Raw genomic sequence first — 17,560 nt, 5'->3', positions numbered from 1 at the left:
GGATGAGATGAACGTAGAATCCATCATGTAACGAGGTGAGTGACATGTCAGGGATGAATCCGGGCATGGACATGGCGACGCTGAGTGCTTTGGCTGAACCAAATCGTATGAAAATCGTCGAACTTTTGCGCGAGGGCCCTCTGACTGTAGGGGAAATCGCTGACCAACTGGGGCTTCGCCAGCCCCAAGCCTCGAAGCATTTGAAGGTGCTTAGTGACAACGGTATCGTGGATGTGAAGGCCGAAGCCAATCGCCGATTTTACAAACTCAGGCCCGAGCCCTTCCGAGCGCTGGATTCTTGGGTGAAGTCATTCCAGCGTGTTATGGAAGAGAGATTCGATAATCTGGAAGACTATTTGCGGGAACTGCAAAACAAAGAAAATGATTGAGATCCATTCTAATGAATGAGGAGGAATTACTATGACAAGAAACGCAATGATTTCAAGGGTAGAGAACGACCGGGTGCTGGTACTGGAGCGTGTATTCGACGCGCCTAGAGATCTGGTGTTCAAGATGTTTAAGGAGCCTGAGCATCTCAAGCGTTGGTGGGGACCGAAAGGCTGGGAACTCCCGGTTTGTCATGTTGATTTCCGACCAGGCGGTGTTTGGCACTACTGCATGAAGTGCGTCGATAAGAACCAAGGTGATTTTTACGGAATGGAATCTTGGGGCAAAGGCGTTTATAAGGAGATTGTTGAGCCAGAGAAAATTGTCTATACCGATTACTTTTCAGATGCAGAAGGCAACATAAATGATGCCATGCCTTCGACAGAGGTTATGATGGAATTCATCGATTTGGGTGGCAAGACGAAGCTGGTCAACCGTTCTGAGTATGTATCTGCGGAAGCTCTCAAAACTGTTATGGACATGGGCATGCTAGAGGGCATCACCCAAACATGGGATCGTTTGGAAGAAAGTCTCACCGAGATCAAGTAAGGAACATAGGAAAGGCCGCCTGGCATGGAGACCAGACGGCTTTTTCATTTTCGTTGCAGACTTATTTCACCATAAGAGAGATAAAATCGTTCAGCTTATCCAGCGAAATGATATTTTGATTGCACGTCATACTGTCTTGGCAAATGTAGTTTCCTTTTTTCAAATACGTTCCATCCCCAGAACCTTTGGCTTCAAGGACGAACATGCCGATTTCCTCAAAGCGATTACAGAGCGCACAAACGCCTTTTTTGTTTACGCTTGTAAACTGTCCGTGTATGCCAACCAGTTTTCCTTCGTGGTAAGCAACAATAAATTTCTTTTCCGTAGAAGTGTCTAGCCAGCTCACATAAGAGATTTCGGAAAAATCGATCTCAGCTAAGTTCGAGACTTTCAACTTCTTTACTTTCGGAAAGAGCTTCTTAATGGAAGACTCTGTGAGAGCAGGGAAGGGAATCACAAATGGTGAAAGTTGATGCAAAAATTGTTTTCCTTCTGCCTTTTCTTTGATCGAGTCAATCGGTTGCAAAATCTCTTTTTGTTCTTCCGTCATGTTTGGGAACAATTGAAAGATTTCTTCATGGGCGATTTCTTTGCGAGCACGAATCACGTTGACATCGGTACTGGTCGCATAGGCGTTCATGATTGCTTGAACGCGTGATTTAATGAAGTGATATTGATGCGTATGGATAAAAGGTTCCATCTTGCGGTTCCTCCTGTTTCTGTCTTGTTAGGTGGGTTCTTCTTTACTTTAACGTGTTTGCAAGCGAAGAGAAAGGGAGAGGACATTTCCCAAAAAAACTCGCCATAAAAAAGCACTGACAACTTAAATGGAAAAGTCGTCAGTGCTTTATAAACGTCTATTTGGTATACACGATTTTTTTAATCGTCTCGGTAGACAAAAAGTATTCCTCCGCTAACTGAGAAATAGCCGTCCCGGCCCGAAAGCTGCTTTTAATAGCCGTATTCCGCTCATCCAGGAGCTTTCTCCCGCCGGTGCGCGTCCCCCATTTTTGATGGGTTACTTTTGTCTTTGGAATATAGATGGTTTCTCCTTGCACGTACTTTTGAATTTCCGCGAGTAACGATTCAGGAAGGATTAAGTTTGCTTTTACACATTTCATTTCTGCTCGCTCCTTATTTATAGATAGGCAAATAAGGGGCAAAGCCAAGAAATAGGAAATGAGATACGCAAATGAAGGCGATGATTCGTTTAAACGGAAGACCACCTCATGCAAAGTATCGCCTTACTATTTCTAGGCTTTGCATGAGCCGCTGCGGTATGTGGCAAATTGAGTGCATTCGCCATTCGTACACCCCCCTCGAGGTCCATTTTAAAAACGGTGTCCCCCTTTTTTGAAAGGGGCTATTTGAATTATATAAGAAAATGGCCTGTTTGTGTAACGATACCTACAAAAATGACAGAAAGAAAGGCAGATTTATGGTCTGCCCTCTTTTTATATAACAGGTTTTTGAGCTTAATTTGATAGATTTCAGCGAGAATAAACGGGATATTGTACTTTTGCGAGATTGCCAAGCTAGTTGCTTCAGAATTTTCCTGTAACTCCTTCTCGATAAACCGGAGAATGTCTTGCTTTTTCATTTCCCTTCCCTCCTTCACGGGAGACAGTAAGTAAAGATACATTTAGAGGCAATTCGGAGTGATCGCGATTGCGAATGGGAAATCACCAACCGGAATCCGTGGCAGGATTTCGGTATTGGTCACAATGTTGATCACAGAGACCGTATTCTCATCAATATTTGTCACATAAGCACGCAGACCATCTGGAGTGATCGCAATACGAATAGGACTTGAGCCCACTGGAATTGGAGCCCCAATGACTGTGTTAGTAGCAGTATTAATCACGGAAACAGTATTGTCGAACAAGTTGGTAACATACGCACGGGAACCATCTGGTGTAATCGCGATCCCTCTGGGAGCATCCCCAACCGGGATGGGGTTCTCCGAAACATTGTTTGTGGCAGTGTTAATGACGTAGACGAAATCACTAATCCCATCACCAGCGCCAGTTGTCACATAGGCGTGCAAACCATCTGGAGTGATCTCAATACATATGGGCAACGTACCGACAGTGATTCGTGGCAGGATTTCGGTATTGGTAGCAGTTCTGATTACGGAGACGTTATTACTAAAGGAATTCGTCACATATACACGTGAACCATCTGGAGTGATTGCGACATCAACCGGGTTCGTTCCGACCGGAATCCGTGGCAGGATTTCTGTATTAGTAGCGAGATTGATCACGGAAACATCATTACCAAACAAATTTGCTACATAAGCACGCGAACAATCAGGAGTGATGGCGATACCGAATGGGAAGTCTCCTACAGCGATTCGCGGCAGGATTTCCGTATTTGTAGCGGTGCTGATCACCGAGACAGTGTTATGAAACGAATTCGTTACATACACACGGGAACCATCCGGTGTAATTGCAATTCCTACAGGGTTGTCTCCAACAGGAATGCGAGCTGCCATTTCCGTGTTCGTTGAAGTATTAATCACGGATATGGTATCATCATTCGGATCGTCTCCTGAATTTGTGACATAGGCAATAAAGATAGGGGAAAAGGAAGTGACTTCAGAGATAGGGACCACATGGCTCGCATCTAAAATGAGGATGCCTTTTTCAACATTTGTCAAACGCCCTTCGATAGGTTCACAGCATCCTCTAATCATTAAGGATATGATTTGTCCAATACAGTGGACAAGTTTTTTACGCAGGTTTTGAAAACCGATTGTTTCGGGAGTGGAGCAGCGAGAGTGTCCCTTTACTTTTCCTGTTTTTATCTCCACTTCCTCAGCGTATACATAGATTTTGTTGTCTTCCCTTTCTTTTCCTTTCTGTTTCTTATGATGTTCCACGTATAACCCTCCCTTTAACAACATCGTTAACACAGTTTATGAAAGAGAGGCTGCTTTGAAATGGATGATTGACAAGTAACAGAAGCACAAATGGCAGGACGTATTTTTTCTCTTTTCCATTCAGAAAAATCATGAAGTGATAAAACATTTACAGTCCATGGAAACTGCTATATAGTTACAGTAATGAACGTGAAAAGAGGTTTTGATTGAGTATGATGAAACTGATAATCGCTAAGTAAAATTCGAATGAATTTTATATGGGAAAAGGTCAAATGAAGGGCGCCCCTTTGTTTCTTTTTTATACCTTTTTTCAAAAGCGATTAGAAGGCATTGTATCTCATTTAAACAAATTTCACGTTTGAGCACGGTATCTATTCTGTTCGGGATAGGTATCTTCATCACAACGATTAATTTGACCATGAGAAGAGAATTCTTCTTGTGGTCTTTTTTATTTGGAAAGAAGGGATTGCTGAAGAGGAATGAATGATGACAAACAGCACAAACAATGGAATGGGAGGTTTTTACATGGGTGAATATCGATTGATTAGCGACTACAAGCATATCGAAACATACAAGGAAAGCTTTAATGACCTTGCCAAGCAGATCTTTCAGCTCGATTTTAAAGAATGGGATAACAAGGGTTTTTGGAACGCCAACTATGTTTGCTATTCCTATTTGGATGGGGAACAGGTTATTGCGAACGCTTCTGCCAGTAAGATGCTCGTGACATGCAATGGGAAAGAGTATAAGGCACTTCAGATCGGAACGGTCATGACGCATCCTGCCTATCGCAACCAAGGCTTGGCAGCGAAATTGATGAATCATATTCTTGAAACACGTGAGAAGGAATACGATTTTATATATTTGTATGCCAATGATACCGTGCTCGATTTTTATCCGAAGTTCGGGTTTGAGAGAGCACTGGAAAGTAGTTTTCGTTTATTGGCGTCCGATCTGAAAAAGCAAGTGGGACAAAAATCGGTCTTGCGTAAGCTGGATGTCGATAATGAGGCTGATTTTAATATTATGAAGGAATTTGCTGCTAAAAGAATCCCCGTTTCATCGAGACTAGGCGTGAAGGATAGCGAGCATCTGTTGATGTTTTACTTTTTGCTTGTTTTTCGGGATGCGATCTATTATCTCGAAGAGGAGGATGTGATTGTCTTATTTGAACGAGAAGACGACCAACTGCATGTATTTGATCTTGTAAGCAAAGAACCAGTTGATATAGAAGCGGTCATCTCTCATTTGGTAACGGCTGAGACTTCAAACATTCAATTTCACTTCATGCCGGATAGTGAGAATAAAAAGATCCAATCTGCATGGATGACAACGACCGATGATGTCTTATTTGTTCGACCCTCGTTAAAAATAGAGGCAGAACATTTTCGTTTTCCGCTTACTTCACACGCATAGAAGGTTTGAAATGACGCGTCAGGTGAAACAGTAAAAATAGAAGAGAAAAGCAGGCATCCAGGGAAGGATGTGAGGGAAAAGCATGTGCGGTCGTTTTACTCTCGTAACGAACTTGGAAAAATGGAAGGAACGGTTCCAAATCGAAGTCATTCCATTTGATGCAAAGCCACGGTACAATATTGCACCGGGTCAGTTCATTCCAGCGATTATTGCAGATCGCGGCGAACGGCGTATGGGTCAGTTGAGATGGGGGCTAGTACCGTCGTGGTCTGCCGATGAGAAGAGCAGCTACAAAATGATCAATGCACGTTGCGAGACATTAAATGAAAAGCCAGCATTCAAACAGCTTTTCGCCCGAAAGCGATGCATCCTTCCTGCCGACAGCTTTTATGAGTGGATGAACACCATTTCAGGGAAACAACCGATGCGGATCATGTTGAAAACCGGGGAACCATTCGCTTTTGCTGGCCTGTTTGATACGTGGACGAATCAAGAGGGAGAAAAAGTACATACCTGTACGATTGTTACGACAAAGGCGAATGAGCTCATGGAGAATATTCATGAGCGAATGCCTGTCATCTTAAAGAAAGATGGCGAGGACTTATGGCTTGATCGGGAGAAGTATGATCGGTTGCAGCTCCAGTCACTGTTTACCCCCTATGATTCCAGCGAGATGATGGTGTATCCGGTATCTACCAAAGTGGGCAGCCCCAAAAATGATGATCCTTCCTGTATTGAAGAAGTAGAGGTCGGCTCTTTGCTTGAAGATTAATCCTTTCGTAGGAGATGAACTCTTTCACGTAATTCCTGTTCGGTTAACGATTCCAATTGCAACAAGGCCTCATATGGATCACTACCTGGAATATGAAAGTATCGAGCAAATGCAGGCTCGGTTTTGATGCCGCTTTGCTTCAGAGCTCTGATGTGTTGGTATGCATCCATGCCCCCTATTTCTAGCAATCGTGCTTCGATGTCCATATGACGATAGGCATTTTGCTTTTCGACAGCTAACGGTTGAGCAAACAATTCAAACCAAAAGTCAGCTGTGAAAAAAGAGATAACGCACGTGGGAATACTTTTTATATCTAGTTGAGTCACTTCAAATCCAGGCAAACAGCCAAACGCTTTACGAACAACCTGCTCAAACTGATGCAAATCATGACTCTCGCAAATAATATCCAGATCACTTCCTACAACGTCAATGTTCAATGGGATGGTTCCGGCAAGCACTGGACGGTAATCGGATAGTACTTCCATGAGGTGCGTCTGTTGAATTGCTTCCAACGCCGCTTTTTGGCGTATTGTTCCTCTGCCCAGGTAAGAGAGATCATGCCAATTTCTCATGAGACAACCTCCATGTCTACTTTCTTTTAAAATAGTTTAGACAAAAGTGAATAAGTACGCAACGAAATCGGTAATCACTCGTATACCTAAATGAAGGGAGTGTAGTGGATGGAAATATTTTTGTGGGTCGTAGTTGTGTTATTGTTCTTGCTTAGCATCGCAGGAATTTTCTTACCCGTTTTACCTGATACGATCTTGCTGTGGGCGGGCTTTTTACTCTATCACTTTTTTATTGCAGATCCGGGAGCGGGATTGCCGGCATCCTTTTGGTGGGGAATGGTCGTTCTAAGCATTCTACTTTACGGTGCTGACTTGCTGACGAACATGTACTTCGTGAAAAAGTATGGGGGGTCAAAATGGTCGTCCATTGCCGCTGCGGTCGGAATTATCCTCGGGATTTTCGTGTTTCCACCGTTTGGTATGCTGATCTTGCCGTTTGTATTCGTCGTTATCGTAGAGTTAATGGTGCAGAAGCAATCGATGGAGCGAGCAGTGAAAGCAGGGGTAGGTTCACTGATCGGATTTTTGGGCAGTGCGGTCGTAAAAGTCATCTTGCAAGTTACGATGATCATCTGGTTTTTTATCGCCAGATAACATATAGAAAACGAAAAGGACAGCCGAGGCTGTCCTCAGGCTGTCGAGAAAGTCGACAGCCATTTTTGTTTCACTTAATTTTAAAGCGACACCGCGTTAATTTGTTATAATTCTTATAATTACATTTAACAGTAGGTGATAATTGTGCTTTCCTCCAATGATAAAAATCCGCAAATGCATTACGAATTTGTGTGCCTCGATGAATTGGTCCCAGAGGACCATTTATTAAGGGTCATCCAAAAACATATAGATTTCTCTTTCATCCGAGAAAAAGTACGTCAATATTATTGCGAGGATAACGGTAGACCTTCCATTGATCCTATTGTTTTATTTAAAATGATTTTCATTGGATACCTTTACGGTATCCGCTCAGAGAGGCAGCTCGAAAAAGAAATCCAGACTAATATCGCCTACCGTTGGTTTCTTGGCCTTTCTTTAACAGATCGAGTTCCAGATCACACAACAATCAGTTGGAATCGTCGAACCCGTTTTAAAAATACAAATGTTTTTCAGGAGATTTTTGATGAAATTGTGCGTTTGGCGATTCAGCATCGAATGGTCGCTGGACGTGTATTGATAAGTGATTCCACGCATCTTAAAGCAAATGCGAATAAACGAAAATTTAAGAAGCATGTCATCGAGAAAACGAGTCGTGCCTATCTCAAAGATTTAGAGGCAGCAATTAATGAAGACCGCGAAGTACATGGAAAAAAGGATTAAAGCCTAGAGAGGGTGTGAAGGAAGAAAAGGAAATCAAGGTGAGTACTACTGATCCAGAAAGTGGCTACATGGTTCGAGACAGCAAGCCCGAAGGCTTTTTCTATCTCGATCACCGGACCGTCGATCATAAGTACAATATTATTACCGATGTCCATGTCACTGCTGGCAATGTCCATGATTCCGTTCCTTACATAGATAGGCTGAATCTCCAAATCGAGAAGTTTGGGTTTAAGGATACAATTGAAGCAATTGCATTAGATGCTGGTTACTTAACTACTCCAATCTGCAAGGCACTTCACGATATAAATGTATTTGCTGTCATCGGTCATCGTGCCTTTACACCTGTTAAAGGCCTTTTTGCTAAATGGCGTTTTAAATATGCTCTGGAGTCCGATGTGTACATATGCCCTCAAAAACATAAGCTTACTTATTCGACTACTGATCGAAACGGATACAGGATGTATAAGTCCAATAAAGAAATTTGTAAAACTTGTCCAAGGCTTACTGAGTGTACCCGATCTAAAAATCACCAAAAGGTGATAAGCAGGCACGTTTGGGAAGAGAGTAAGGAATGGGTTCGACAGAACCGTTTAAGTAAATCAGGGAAATATTTGTATAGATTAAGATACCAAACCATAGAGCGAAGCTTTGCAGATGCTAAAGAACTGCATGGGCTTCGCTATTGTAGGTTACGCGGACGTGAAAATGTCCAAGAGCAGGTATTGATGACAGCAACAGTTCAAAACATTAAAAAGATAGCACTACACCTAGCGAAAGCAAGTTAGGTGCAGGCTATCCTCTTTTTCAGCACTTCGTGCTGGAACAATACCAAAAAGAAATCCCCAAAATGGGGGTTTCTCTTCAGTCTGAGGACAGCCGAGGCTGTCCTTTTTTACGTGGAAACTAGTGAATGAGGCGATAGACACCGATGACTTTACCGAGAATGGTGACATGCTCCAGAATGATCGGTTCCATTGTGGCATTCTCCGGTTGGAGTCGGAAGTGGTTCTTTTCTTTGAAAAATCTTTTGACGGTCGCTTCGTCTTCTTCTGTCATGGCTACGACAATGTCACCATTGTTCGCTACGTGTTGTTGGCGAACAATGACGTAATCTCCGTCGAGAATTCCGGCATCAATCATACTGTTCCCGGAGACACGCAGCATGTAGACCTTGTCTGAAGTCACGATATTGTCTGGAAGCGGGAAGTATTCTTCCACATCCTCAATGGCTGTAATCGGTTGTCCAGCAGTTACTTTTCCGATTACGGGCACACGGACGACAGAGTCTTCGAAATTGTCTTGAAAACGATCTTCATCTGATAGCAATTCGATGGCGCGAGGTTTGGTAGGGTCTCGACGAATGAGGCCTTTTTTCTCTAAACGTGCCAAATGACCATGTACCGTTGAGCTGGAAGCGAGTCCGACAGCCTCTCCAATTTCACGTACAGAAGGCGGATATCCTTTATCACGAACTTCCTTTCGTATGAACTCGATGATGGCTTGTTGTCTACTCGATAATTTTGACATAGAAAGACACCCCTGATTTCTCGAACATATTTTCCTATATTATACCATGGGAGCTTGCGTTCGACAAACATAAGTTCGATTCATTGTTGACATGAACATACGTTCTCATTTATTATGAGTTTACAAAAGGACAGAACGTATGTTTGTAAGGGGGCCATTATCATGAATTCATCGACAGTACGTAATCGTTTCGAGAAAAAAGAAGAACGTCGTGTTCGTTTTGGTATCACGAGAGGTCAAGCTCTCTTGTTTCTTATTACATTTATTCTCTTTTTTTACTTGTTGACCGAACTAGTGTTTGCTTCTTCGCCAATGGAGGAGCCACAAGGCATTGAGGTAACCGTACAATCCGGAGATAGCCTATGGTCGTTAGCCGTTCGCTACTCAGATCAGCATACAGATGTTCGTGACTATATCATAGAAATCAAGGAAGCGAACGGTTTGGATAGCAACAGGATTTACCCGGGTCAGACTCTGATCATGCCTGATATGCCGTAAGTGTTCGGCTGTCTTGCGGGATCATTCGAATGTGGTATAATGAAGCGGCACTACTACAGAGTGGGAGGAACCAGCAGTGGTATCTGACGCAGAAATTAAACGCATTAATGAATTGGTCAAAAAATCTCGCGAAGAAGGTTTGACTGAAGAAGAAAAGCTCGAACAAAAAGCATTGCGCCAAAAGTACATTGACGCCGTTAAGCTTTCATTGAGAGCTAATTTGGATTCCATCCGTTATGTGGAAGACCTTGAAGAAAATAAGCCAAAACAGTAAGATAACAATTACTGATACGACAGACATCCTCGCTTGACGCTAGGGTGTCTTTTTCTGTGACATACATAACGCTTTGATTGCCAGGGAGGGAAAGCGATGGCGTGGATAGCTGTAGCGGTTGGAGGAGCAGTTGGCTCTCTTTTGCGCTACCTATTGTCTTTGCTTGCGAATCAGCCGGGATGGCCATGGGGAACCTGGATCGCCAATGTTTGTGGATCGTTGATCATCGGCATCTTGTTCGTGCTGGGGAAAGAACGTGGCATATTATCTCCAACACTCTATCTCTTATTTGCAACGGGGGTCATGGGAGGATTTACGACTTTCTCTAGCTTTTCCTTGGAAGTGGTCACTTTTTGGGGAGAAGGCCACCTGTTGCGTGGCACTTTGTACGCTCTTCTCAGTTTGGGAGTCGGGCTACTTTCTTGTGCGGTTGGAATATGGCTGGGTAGGCAATGGTCCTGATACGTTCAATGGACACGATACATGTGAGGGGGAATGAAGGTGAGTACACAGCATCGTGATTATGAATGGGAACAAAAAAAGCTGGATGAAACAATTTCGGCGATTGACGAAGAAATGGAGCAGCTTCGCAATGATATTCGCGAGGCGACAGATGACTATGTGAAACAGGTCGTTAACTATAAAAAGGCAAAGGATTTGCGTTACCTGGAAGATCAGGGGCGAGAGAAGCCTTATTTCGGCAGAGTGGACTTCTTGAAAGATGAGATCTACGAGCTGGATCAGGTCTACATAGGAAAACGGGGAATTGTACGCAGCGATACGTTTGATTCTGTCGTCGTGGATTGGCGTGCGCCTATCGCCAGTCTTTATTATTCCGGTGAGAGCAAAGACGCGTTTTATCGAATGGGACGAGAGATCGTGCGTGGTGAAGTTCGCTTAAAGCGTAATTTTGCGATTGAAGACGGTAAGATCGTCGGCATCTATGATGGAGCGGTAAAAGAAACGATTAACCGCGAAATGGGGCATCCTGACGAGTTTTTGCAAGAGGGCTTCATTGATGAATTTTTGGCAGCCAATCTGAATCAGGCGAACGATAGCAGGCTAAAAGACATCGTCGCTACGATTCAATCCGAGCAAAATGATATTATCCGGGCGGAAAAAGAACGGCCCATCGTTGTGCAAGGAGTAGCGGGGAGCGGAAAAACGACCATTGCGCTGCACCGACTCTCCTATTTGATATATAACTATCAGGATTCCATGATGTCCAAAAAATTCATGGTGTTCGCACCAAACCGGATGTTTCTTACCTATATATCCGAGGTTTTGCCTGAGTTGGGAGTCGATGACGTTCAGCAGTCTACCTTTGTGGATTGGGCAGCGCGTCTCGTGAAACCTCTGCTGCCAAAAGGATGGAGAATCGTGAGTCCGGATAAGCCTCTGCAATTGTTCTTTGAAGAGGGGCAGGATGAGCGCCAGCAAGAAATGACGCGAAACAGGCTTCGCTTCAAAGGATCGCTCGCTTGTCGGGAGGCGCTGGAGCAATATATCCGGCATATCGTCGAAACGAGAATTCCTTTTAAGAAACTCAGCTTTTTATACAATAAAACGAAACAAGTCTTTTCCATTCCGGGTGATTTTATTCGCCAATGCTTCCTGGAGCAATTCGCCAATATGCCGTATCATCGACGGGTAGAAGCTCTTCGTAAGCATTTGAAACAAGAAATGAACAAGCAATTATTTGCCCATTTGCGAGAACGAAAAGTCGATTTGGACAAAGAAGGCTTGTACAAATTCGAGAAAATGCTGGAGCAAATCCTGGATACGTACCTGACTTCATTTCCAAGACTGGAAATTTTCGCAGCTTATCGCGAATTGATTGCTGACGAGGAATTGCTGCGCAAGCTCGTACCTGCTGATATTTCAGACGAAGTGGTGCGTGATGTGACGCAGTCAAGTGCTGCGCTGTTTGCAGAGGAGAGATTGGAGCCGGAAGATATCGCTCCACTGCTATACTTGCAGCATATTGTTGAAGGAATGAATAAAGCGGAGCATTTTGATCATACGGTCGTGGATGAAGCACAAGACTTGAGTGCGTTAGAAATAGCCGTCATTGCATTGGCAACCAAGCGAAACTCGCTCACAATCGTGGGAGATATTGCGCAAGGCATTCATAGCTACCGGGGGATTCATGCCTGGGAAGAGTTGACGAAGGGGATTTTTGCCCAGCTGTTTCCTTCCTATTATACGTTGTCGCAAAGTTATCGTTCGACAATTGAGATCATGCGCTGCGCCAATGAAGTGTTGCGGCAAATTGAATTGCCCGAGACGGTATTGGCAAAACCGGTTTTGCGACATGGTGAAAAACCAATCATGGTCAAGGCTCGTTCACGAGCGCAACTATGGGAGGACATCTCTTCACGTGTGGCTGCCTACCAGTCGGAAGGCTTCAAAACGATTGCCATTGTAGCGAAAACCATACAAGCGAGTAAAAAAGCCCATAAAGGCTTGCAAGACAAAATAGCTGATCTGACTCTGTTAGGCAGCAAGGATAACCAATTTCCCGGTGGCGTAACCGTCATGCCTGCTTTTTTAACAAAAGGCTTGCAGTTCGATGTGGTCATTATACTGGATGTGGATGCCTATCAAAATAATGAATGGGATGCGAAACTGTTGTACGTCGCGATGACACGTCCGGTCCATCGGCTTGTTATGACGCAGGTTGATGATGTTTCTTCACCGTTGCTGAAAGATTTACCGACAGCGCTGTACACCATGGCTACTGACGAATAAGAATCGACTCATCAAAGAAAACCCTCTGCCTGTAAAAAGCAGAGGGTTTATCTGTACAATCTTAGTGGTCGCCTGTGTTGCCTTTAGAAGGGTTGGTAATCACAAAACCTTCTTGCGGCAAGAAGAGGTAATCAATGACAACGCCATCCAGTAATGGCTCATCTTTTTTCACGATCACATCGATCTCTTTGTCAGTCGAGATCACCACATCTTCTTCTGTTGGCTTGTCCAGAGCGAGTCCGTAGTGGGCATGATCACCATGAGCGTGAGTAATATAAACGCGCAGTTTCAATTCTTTGTCTTCTTCTTGCTCGATAATTGGAGCCAATTGTTTGGCAGCGTTACGAGTGATTTTTAGTTTCACAGGTCAAATCCCCTAACTGTATGTAAGTTACCCTTCCATCTTAGCAAGAGGGAATTCAGGATGCAATGTTGAAAGTGTTACGACATGTGTAGAGAATGACAACGGGGTGGAAGGAGAGTCATCTATGAAAATTGATTTGCGTAGTGATACCGTTACGAAACCAACCGAGGAGATGCTTCGGGCAATGGCGGAAGCGGAGGTTGGTGATGATGTTTACCGAGAGGACCCAACTGTCAATCGTTTGGAAGCGATCGCGGCTGAAATACTCGGAAAGGAAGCGGCTCTGTTCGTAACAAGTGGCACGCAAGGCAATCAGGTTGCTGTTTTGACGCACTGTGTCAATGGAGATGAGGTCATTGCGGAAGCAGATTCGCACATTTTTTACTATGAAGGCGGCGCTATGTCGGCATTAGCCGGCGTGCAGACAAGGACGCTGGTTGGCGAACGGGGTGCTTTGCGTGCTGAAGAGGTAGAGAGGGCGATACGGGGCAACAATATCCATTTTCCTCGCACAAAATTGATCTGTCTCGAAAATACACATAATCGCGCTGGAGGGGCGGTAATCTCTATCGCGCAAATGAAGAGTGTTTATGCTATCGCGCAAAAACAAGGTATTCCCGTTCATTTGGACGGTGCTCGTCTCTTCAATGCAGCTGTCGCCCAAGGTGTTGCAGTCAGTGAGCTAAGCGCTTTTGCCGATACCGTTCAGATTTGTTTGTCGAAAGGGCTGAGTGCTCCGGTTGGTTCCATTTTGGCTGGGGATCGTGCGTTTATCGAGGAAGCGAGATGGTGGAGAAAAAAATTAGGAGGCGGGATGCGTCAGGCAGGGTATTTGGCAGCACCGGGCATCATCGCTTTGACACGGATGACCGAACGATTGGCAGAAGACCATGAACGGGCACAGCAATTGGCAAAAGGCTTGCGCCAGCTATCGCTTCAGGTCGAGCAAGTCGAGACGAATATCGTGCTGGTAAATACAGACTCGATTGGACAAACAGCTGTTGGCTTCTTGGAACGTTTGGAGGAAAAAGGAGTGCTCGCTGTTGATTTTGACGAGTATGTCATTCGCTTTACGACGCATCGACACATTACCGATCAACATATCGAGACCGTCGTTGCAGCAGTCGAGCAATTATTGGAAAAGGTGTAATCGTTTCAACCGCCTGTAGCCAGTCGAAGGGAAGACTGGCTTTTTCTTTTTCTTAAAACCGAATTCAAAATAATTAGACAATTTGTACAAAATAAGAGTCTATACACGATCTGTTTTTCGCCATACCGTCTGATTTGTTTCGTCTGCACTTGCGTTATCATGGTAGTGTGATAAAGCAAAGGCGTTTCCTGGTGTATGGAATCGAATGGAATCAAAGGGGATGGTCTCGATGAGAAAGAGGATAAGCTTTATTTTGAGCAGTTTCTTATTACTTCAAGTTTTAGCGGGATGTAGTACAAGTGAAACGGGGGTAACGAACAAACCGAATGAGCAGGCATCTCAACCAACGAAGCCAACGGGAAAAGAGATGGTATTGAATTGGAATGCTGACGGTGGAGAGCCTCCGACAGCAGATCCCGGACTAGCTTCCGATGGCACTTCCTTTGATGTGATTACTGCCTGTTTTGAAGGACTGACTCGCTATGGACCGGATGGGAAAATAGCCAACGCGATTGCCGACAGTTATACGGTATCCGAGGATTTGACGACGTACACGTTCAAATTGAAAACGAATGCGCAATGGAGCAACGGAGATTCGGTAACCGCCCATGACTTTGAGTTCGCCTGGAAAAGAAATCTCGACCCCAAGACAGCGTCCGAATATGCCTATATGCTTTATTTCATTAAAGGGGCAGAGGAGTTTAACACTGGGAAAGGATCACATGAAGACGTAGGGGTAAAAGCACTAGACGATTTTACATTAGAGGTCAAGCTCAATTCGCCAGCTCCGTTTTTTTACGAGCTGACGGCTTTCCCGACACTGTTTCCTTTACATAAAAAGACCTTGGAGGCACATCCGAACTGGGCAGCTTCTCCAGACAACTACGTAGGCAACGGCCCATTCAAAATGGAGCTGTGGGAGCATAAAAACAAAATGGTCCTTGTGAAAAACGAGAAGTATCATGACAAAGATGCCGTGAAGCTCGACAAGATTGTCTGGAGCATGATTACTGATACCAACACCGCTCAAGCGTTGTTTGATTCTGGTGATTTGGATTGGGGAGGGCATCCTACCTACGTGTTGCCCGTCGATGTGATCCCTGCTTTGCAGGAGGAAGGAAAAATCGTGATGGCACCATATCCCAACACGGTTGCAGTTACCTTTAACACAACGGTGTCCCCTTTTACGAATAAAAAGATTCGACAAGCCTTCTCGTATTCGATCCAACGGCAGCCTCTTGTAGATGGAATCGTGCAGATAGGGGTGCCTGCGGCTTTTGCGTGGGTTCCGCCCTCGATGCAACTCAGCGGAAATGACTATTTTCAAGAGGATGTAGACAAAGCCAAGCAGTTGTTGGCTGAAGGGTTAAAGGAGCTGGGGCTTTCGACATTGCCTGACGTGACCTACACATATGGTTCGGGTGACGATCGTCAGAAAAAACTGGCTGAAGCTCTTCAGGATCAATGGAAAAGAAACCTGGGTGTAGATGTGAAAATCAGTGGCTTGGAGGAAAAAGTTTTTTTACAAAACAAGCGCTCCAAAAACTATCAATTTGCCTACCGAAATTGGGGTGCTGATTTTAACGACCCTATCAATTTCCTGGAAATTTTCAAGGATAAAACAGTGGGCACGAACGACGCTGCTTGGGAAAACGACAGATATAGAGAGCTAATCGTCCAAAGTTACTTGGAAAAAGACCCGGCGAAGCGTAATGCGATCATGCGTGAGGCAGAGAACATCTTAATGGAGGAAATGCCGATTGCCCCTGTGTATTATGGTGCAAGACCGTATATAAAAAACGACAAAGTCAAAGGATTCTTGATCAACCCGTTTGGTGGTAGAGACTTTAAATATACTACCATCGAACAATAAAAAAGAGTCTTGCCGTATCCGGAAACTTGGAGAGCGGCAAGGCTTTTTTTGGTTCCGTTCGGTTGACTCACTTGTGTGTAATTCAGACCCGCCAATGAAATACTATAGCTATCCAACATAGGGGAAAAGAGGGATGGATATGATCTCGGCCAAAGAGCGAGAACGCATTCTCAATCAAATGAAACGGGATGAGAGCAAGATTGTCAACATCGTCCTAAACGATTCCAATCAGGTTGCGGGCGAAATTGAAAAAGCCAACCACCAAGGCATTTTCCTGGTGGATGGCCGGTACTACGGGTACGAGGACATCAAAGAAATCAATGGCTCGTAATGGTTACAGGCGTGGAGGCGGGAAGAAATAACGCAAGGCGTCAGGCAGCTCTTTTTGCCACAAACCCCAGACGTGATTCCCTGGTTTTTCTCGATACGACAAGGTTGCTTGCTTGTCCTCAAGAATCTGTTTTGCCTTGCGATTCCATTGAACGAAGTCGAAGGTACCCGCACTTGTTTCTACAGATGTCTCATCGAGGCCAACGACCATCCAAATTCGCAGCCAAGATAGACTAGACTGATCCAAAAGCGGGTCGAGTGTCGTTTGGAAAAACGCCCCGGACAGCGCGAGTACTTGTGGAAAAAGGTTTGGGTTTTCTAATGCGAGATGCAAAGAAACGGTTCCACCCAAAGAGTCTCCTGCCAGCACACGTGAAGCAGGATCACGGCGCACAGGATAACGCTCCTCTATGTAAGGAATCAGCTCTTCGGTGAAAAAACGCTGATAGGCTGCGTTTCTCGACCCAGATGGAGAATACTCGCTCGTGCGTTTGTTACGGTCGACGGAAACACCGACGACGATATAGGGTTCGATACCTTCTTCCAGAATCAATTGATTGGAGATGGTCGCGATTCGCCCCATCGTAAAAAAGTCGTTCCCATCCTGGCAATACACAACAGGGTAAGAAAGAAGCTCATTGTACCCCGGCGGCAGGTATACTTTGACCGAGCGGGGAGTGTCCACGTGGATGCTGGGCACTTCTTCTTTTATGATGGTTCGCTTTACATAGTCAGACATCGATTCACACTCCCTGTATGCTCAAATGAAAAACTAAGCCTTGAAAAAAACTGATACAGCTTATATAGTAAATGATAACAGAGAGGAAATAAACCCTGTAATATCAATACTGTAACACATTAAACAGGTATTTTGACTGCAATATAACAGGGTGTTGCAAACG

General features: G+C 44.5%; 21 protein-coding genes. 13 read left to right on the top strand and 8 right to left on the bottom strand.

Translation table 11 applies throughout. The features are described from left to right. Window positions 1–44: 44 nt before the first annotated feature. Together FO446_RS16530 and FO446_RS16525 are read left to right on the top strand one after the other, a co-directional pair. Window positions 45–389 carry an ArsR/SmtB family transcription factor gene (locus FO446_RS16530; RefSeq protein WP_173607911.1) on the top strand — a complete coding sequence of 115 codons (345 nt, stop codon included), beginning with the start codon at window positions 45–47 and terminating at the stop codon, window positions 387–389. 31 nt (window positions 390–420) lie between these two features. Further along, window positions 421–936: an SRPBCC domain-containing protein gene (locus FO446_RS16525; RefSeq protein ID WP_173607910.1), complete on the top strand. Its 516-nt coding sequence runs from the start codon at window positions 421–423 to the stop codon at window positions 934–936. Between the two features lie 61 nt (window positions 937–997). On the opposite strand, the gene FO446_RS16520 is transcribed toward FO446_RS16525, so the two are convergent. From FO446_RS16520 to FO446_RS16505, 4 genes are all read right to left on the bottom strand, one after another. Beyond that, a complete protein-coding gene (locus FO446_RS16520; protein WP_237898540.1) occupies window positions 998–1,636 on the bottom strand; it encodes a FusB/FusC family EF-G-binding protein in 639 nt (212 codons plus the stop codon). A 157-nt stretch (window positions 1,637–1,793) separates the two neighbouring features. Further along, window positions 1,794–2,057 carry a CD3324 family protein gene (locus FO446_RS16515; protein ID WP_007718970.1) on the bottom strand — a complete coding sequence of 88 codons (264 nt, stop codon included), beginning with the start codon at window positions 2,055–2,057 and terminating at the stop codon, window positions 1,794–1,796. 251 nt (window positions 2,058–2,308) lie between these two features. After that, window positions 2,309–2,536 (bottom strand): hypothetical protein, encoded by a 228-nt coding sequence (locus FO446_RS16510; protein WP_237898539.1) that lies wholly within the window; start codon window positions 2,534–2,536, stop codon window positions 2,309–2,311. Between the two features lie 42 nt (window positions 2,537–2,578). After that, window positions 2,579–3,817 (bottom strand): YncE family protein, encoded by a 1,239-nt coding sequence (locus FO446_RS16505; protein WP_237898537.1) that lies wholly within the window; start codon window positions 3,815–3,817, stop codon window positions 2,579–2,581. 525 nt (window positions 3,818–4,342) lie between these two features. On the opposite strand from FO446_RS16505, the gene FO446_RS16500 reads away from it, so the two are divergent. Both FO446_RS16500 and FO446_RS16495 read left to right on the top strand, forming a co-directional pair. Beyond that, window positions 4,343–5,233: a GNAT family N-acetyltransferase gene (locus tag FO446_RS16500; RefSeq protein ID WP_237898536.1), complete on the top strand. Its 891-nt coding sequence runs from the start codon at window positions 4,343–4,345 to the stop codon at window positions 5,231–5,233. An 82-nt stretch (window positions 5,234–5,315) separates the two neighbouring features. Next, window positions 5,316–6,005, top strand: a complete 690-nt coding sequence (locus FO446_RS16495; RefSeq protein ID WP_221868637.1) for an SOS response-associated peptidase — start codon at window positions 5,316–5,318, stop codon at window positions 6,003–6,005. Here the strand turns inward: FO446_RS16495 and FO446_RS16490 are convergent. After that, on the bottom strand, window positions 6,002–6,577 hold the full coding sequence (locus FO446_RS16490; protein WP_221868636.1) for a DUF4269 domain-containing protein: 576 nt from the start codon (window positions 6,575–6,577) through the stop codon (window positions 6,002–6,004). The two genes, FO446_RS16495 and FO446_RS16490, sit on opposite strands and share 4 nt — an antisense overlap. 108 nt (window positions 6,578–6,685) lie before the next feature. Between FO446_RS16490 and FO446_RS16485 the strand changes: the two genes are divergently transcribed. Both FO446_RS16485 and FO446_RS16480 read left to right on the top strand, forming a co-directional pair. Then, a complete protein-coding gene (locus tag FO446_RS16485; protein WP_221868635.1) occupies window positions 6,686–7,171 on the top strand; it encodes a DUF456 domain-containing protein in 486 nt (161 codons plus the stop codon). Window positions 7,172–7,345: 174 nt separating this feature from the next. After that, window positions 7,346–8,676, top strand: a protein-coding gene (locus FO446_RS16480) for an IS1182 family transposase (protein ID WP_237901043.1) whose coding sequence is annotated in 2 segments (ribosomal slippage) — window positions 7,346–7,886 and window positions 7,886–8,676 — 1,332 coding nt in all. Because the reading frame shifts where the segments join, the coding sequence is not laid out codon by codon here. Window positions 8,677–8,794: 118 nt separating this feature from the next. Here FO446_RS16480 and lexA read toward each other — a convergent pair. Beyond that, on the bottom strand, window positions 8,795–9,418 hold the full coding sequence (gene lexA, locus FO446_RS16475; RefSeq protein WP_007718939.1) for a transcriptional repressor LexA: 624 nt from the start codon (window positions 9,416–9,418) through the stop codon (window positions 8,795–8,797). A 162-nt stretch (window positions 9,419–9,580) separates the two neighbouring features. Between lexA and yneA the strand changes: the two genes are divergently transcribed. From yneA to FO446_RS16455, 4 genes are all read left to right on the top strand, one after another. Further along, complete coding sequence (gene yneA / locus FO446_RS16470) at window positions 9,581–9,916, top strand: cell division suppressor protein YneA (protein WP_221868634.1); 336 nt, start codon at window positions 9,581–9,583, stop codon at window positions 9,914–9,916. 76 nt (window positions 9,917–9,992) lie between these two features. After that, complete coding sequence (locus tag FO446_RS16465) at window positions 9,993–10,190, top strand: DUF896 domain-containing protein (protein WP_007718933.1); 198 nt, start codon at window positions 9,993–9,995, stop codon at window positions 10,188–10,190. Between the two features lie 96 nt (window positions 10,191–10,286). Further along, window positions 10,287–10,652 carry a fluoride efflux transporter CrcB gene (gene crcB, locus FO446_RS16460; RefSeq protein ID WP_173607903.1) on the top strand — a complete coding sequence of 122 codons (366 nt, stop codon included), beginning with the start codon at window positions 10,287–10,289 and terminating at the stop codon, window positions 10,650–10,652. A gap of 39 nt (window positions 10,653–10,691) precedes the next feature. Next, the gene (locus FO446_RS16455) at window positions 10,692–12,941 is read left to right on the top strand and encodes a HelD family protein (protein ID WP_173607902.1); all 2,250 of its coding nucleotides are present in this window, start codon (window positions 10,692–10,694) and stop codon (window positions 12,939–12,941) included. 61 nt (window positions 12,942–13,002) lie between these two features. Here the strand turns inward: FO446_RS16455 and FO446_RS16450 are convergent, their stop codons facing one another. Next, window positions 13,003–13,305, bottom strand: a complete 303-nt coding sequence (locus FO446_RS16450; protein ID WP_015891593.1) for a HesB/IscA family protein — start codon at window positions 13,303–13,305, stop codon at window positions 13,003–13,005. A gap of 124 nt (window positions 13,306–13,429) precedes the next feature. Between FO446_RS16450 and ltaE the strand changes: the two genes are divergently transcribed. From ltaE to FO446_RS16435, 3 genes are all read left to right on the top strand, one after another. Continuing rightward, complete coding sequence (gene ltaE, locus FO446_RS16445) at window positions 13,430–14,455, top strand: low-specificity L-threonine aldolase (protein ID WP_237898535.1); 1,026 nt, start codon at window positions 13,430–13,432, stop codon at window positions 14,453–14,455. Between the two features lie 229 nt (window positions 14,456–14,684). After that, on the top strand, window positions 14,685–16,328 hold the full coding sequence (locus FO446_RS16440) for a peptide ABC transporter substrate-binding protein (RefSeq protein ID WP_237898533.1): 1,644 nt from the start codon (window positions 14,685–14,687) through the stop codon (window positions 16,326–16,328). Between the two features lie 133 nt (window positions 16,329–16,461). Further along, window positions 16,462–16,659: a hypothetical protein gene (locus tag FO446_RS16435; RefSeq protein WP_047067647.1), complete on the top strand. Its 198-nt coding sequence runs from the start codon at window positions 16,462–16,464 to the stop codon at window positions 16,657–16,659. A 3-nt stretch (window positions 16,660–16,662) separates the two neighbouring features. Here the strand turns inward: FO446_RS16435 and FO446_RS16430 are convergent, their stop codons facing one another. After that, window positions 16,663–17,397, bottom strand: a complete 735-nt coding sequence (locus tag FO446_RS16430) for an alpha/beta hydrolase (protein WP_173607899.1) — start codon at window positions 17,395–17,397, stop codon at window positions 16,663–16,665. Window positions 17,398–17,560 lie beyond the last annotated feature (163 nt).

The sequence above is a fragment of the Brevibacillus brevis genome, assembly GCF_022026395.1.
Classification (GTDB): Bacteria; Bacillota; Bacilli; order Brevibacillales; family Brevibacillaceae; genus Brevibacillus.
This window is presented reverse-complemented; position numbering and strand designations above follow the sequence as displayed.

Bases quoted from the DNA above. Each gene is read 5' to 3' on its own strand.
- FO446_RS16495 (WP_221868637.1), top strand. From the start codon at position 5,316: ATGTGCGGTCGTTTTACTCTCGTAACGAACTTGGAAAAATGGAAGGAA.
- FO446_RS16485 (WP_221868635.1), top strand. From the start codon at position 6,686: ATGGAAATATTTTTGTGGGTCGTAGTTGTGTTATTGTTCTTGCTTAGC.
- ltaE (WP_237898535.1), top strand. From the start codon at position 13,430: ATGAAAATTGATTTGCGTAGTGATACCGTTACGAAACCAACCGAGGAG.
- yneA (WP_221868634.1), top strand. From the start codon at position 9,581: ATGAATTCATCGACAGTACGTAATCGTTTCGAGAAAAAAGAAGAACGT.
- FO446_RS16430 (WP_173607899.1), bottom strand. From the start codon at position 17,397: ATGTCTGACTATGTAAAGCGAACCATCATAAAAGAAGAAGTGCCCAGC.
- FO446_RS16525 (WP_173607910.1), top strand. From the start codon at position 421: ATGACAAGAAACGCAATGATTTCAAGGGTAGAGAACGACCGGGTGCTG.
- lexA (WP_007718939.1), bottom strand. From the start codon at position 9,418: ATGTCAAAATTATCGAGTAGACAACAAGCCATCATCGAGTTCATACGA.
- FO446_RS16440 (WP_237898533.1), top strand. From the start codon at position 14,685: ATGAGAAAGAGGATAAGCTTTATTTTGAGCAGTTTCTTATTACTTCAA.
- FO446_RS16530 (WP_173607911.1), top strand. From the start codon at position 45: ATGTCAGGGATGAATCCGGGCATGGACATGGCGACGCTGAGTGCTTTG.
- FO446_RS16490 (WP_221868636.1), bottom strand. From the start codon at position 6,577: ATGAGAAATTGGCATGATCTCTCTTACCTGGGCAGAGGAACAATACGC.
- FO446_RS16435 (WP_047067647.1), top strand. From the start codon at position 16,462: ATGGATATGATCTCGGCCAAAGAGCGAGAACGCATTCTCAATCAAATG.
- crcB (WP_173607903.1), top strand. From the start codon at position 10,287: ATGGCGTGGATAGCTGTAGCGGTTGGAGGAGCAGTTGGCTCTCTTTTG.
- FO446_RS16510 (WP_237898539.1), bottom strand. From the start codon at position 2,536: ATGAAAAAGCAAGACATTCTCCGGTTTATCGAGAAGGAGTTACAGGAA.
- FO446_RS16500 (WP_237898536.1), top strand. From the start codon at position 4,343: ATGGGTGAATATCGATTGATTAGCGACTACAAGCATATCGAAACATAC.
- FO446_RS16520 (WP_237898540.1), bottom strand. From the start codon at position 1,636: ATGGAACCTTTTATCCATACGCATCAATATCACTTCATTAAATCACGC.
- FO446_RS16515 (WP_007718970.1), bottom strand. From the start codon at position 2,057: ATGAAATGTGTAAAAGCAAACTTAATCCTTCCTGAATCGTTACTCGCG.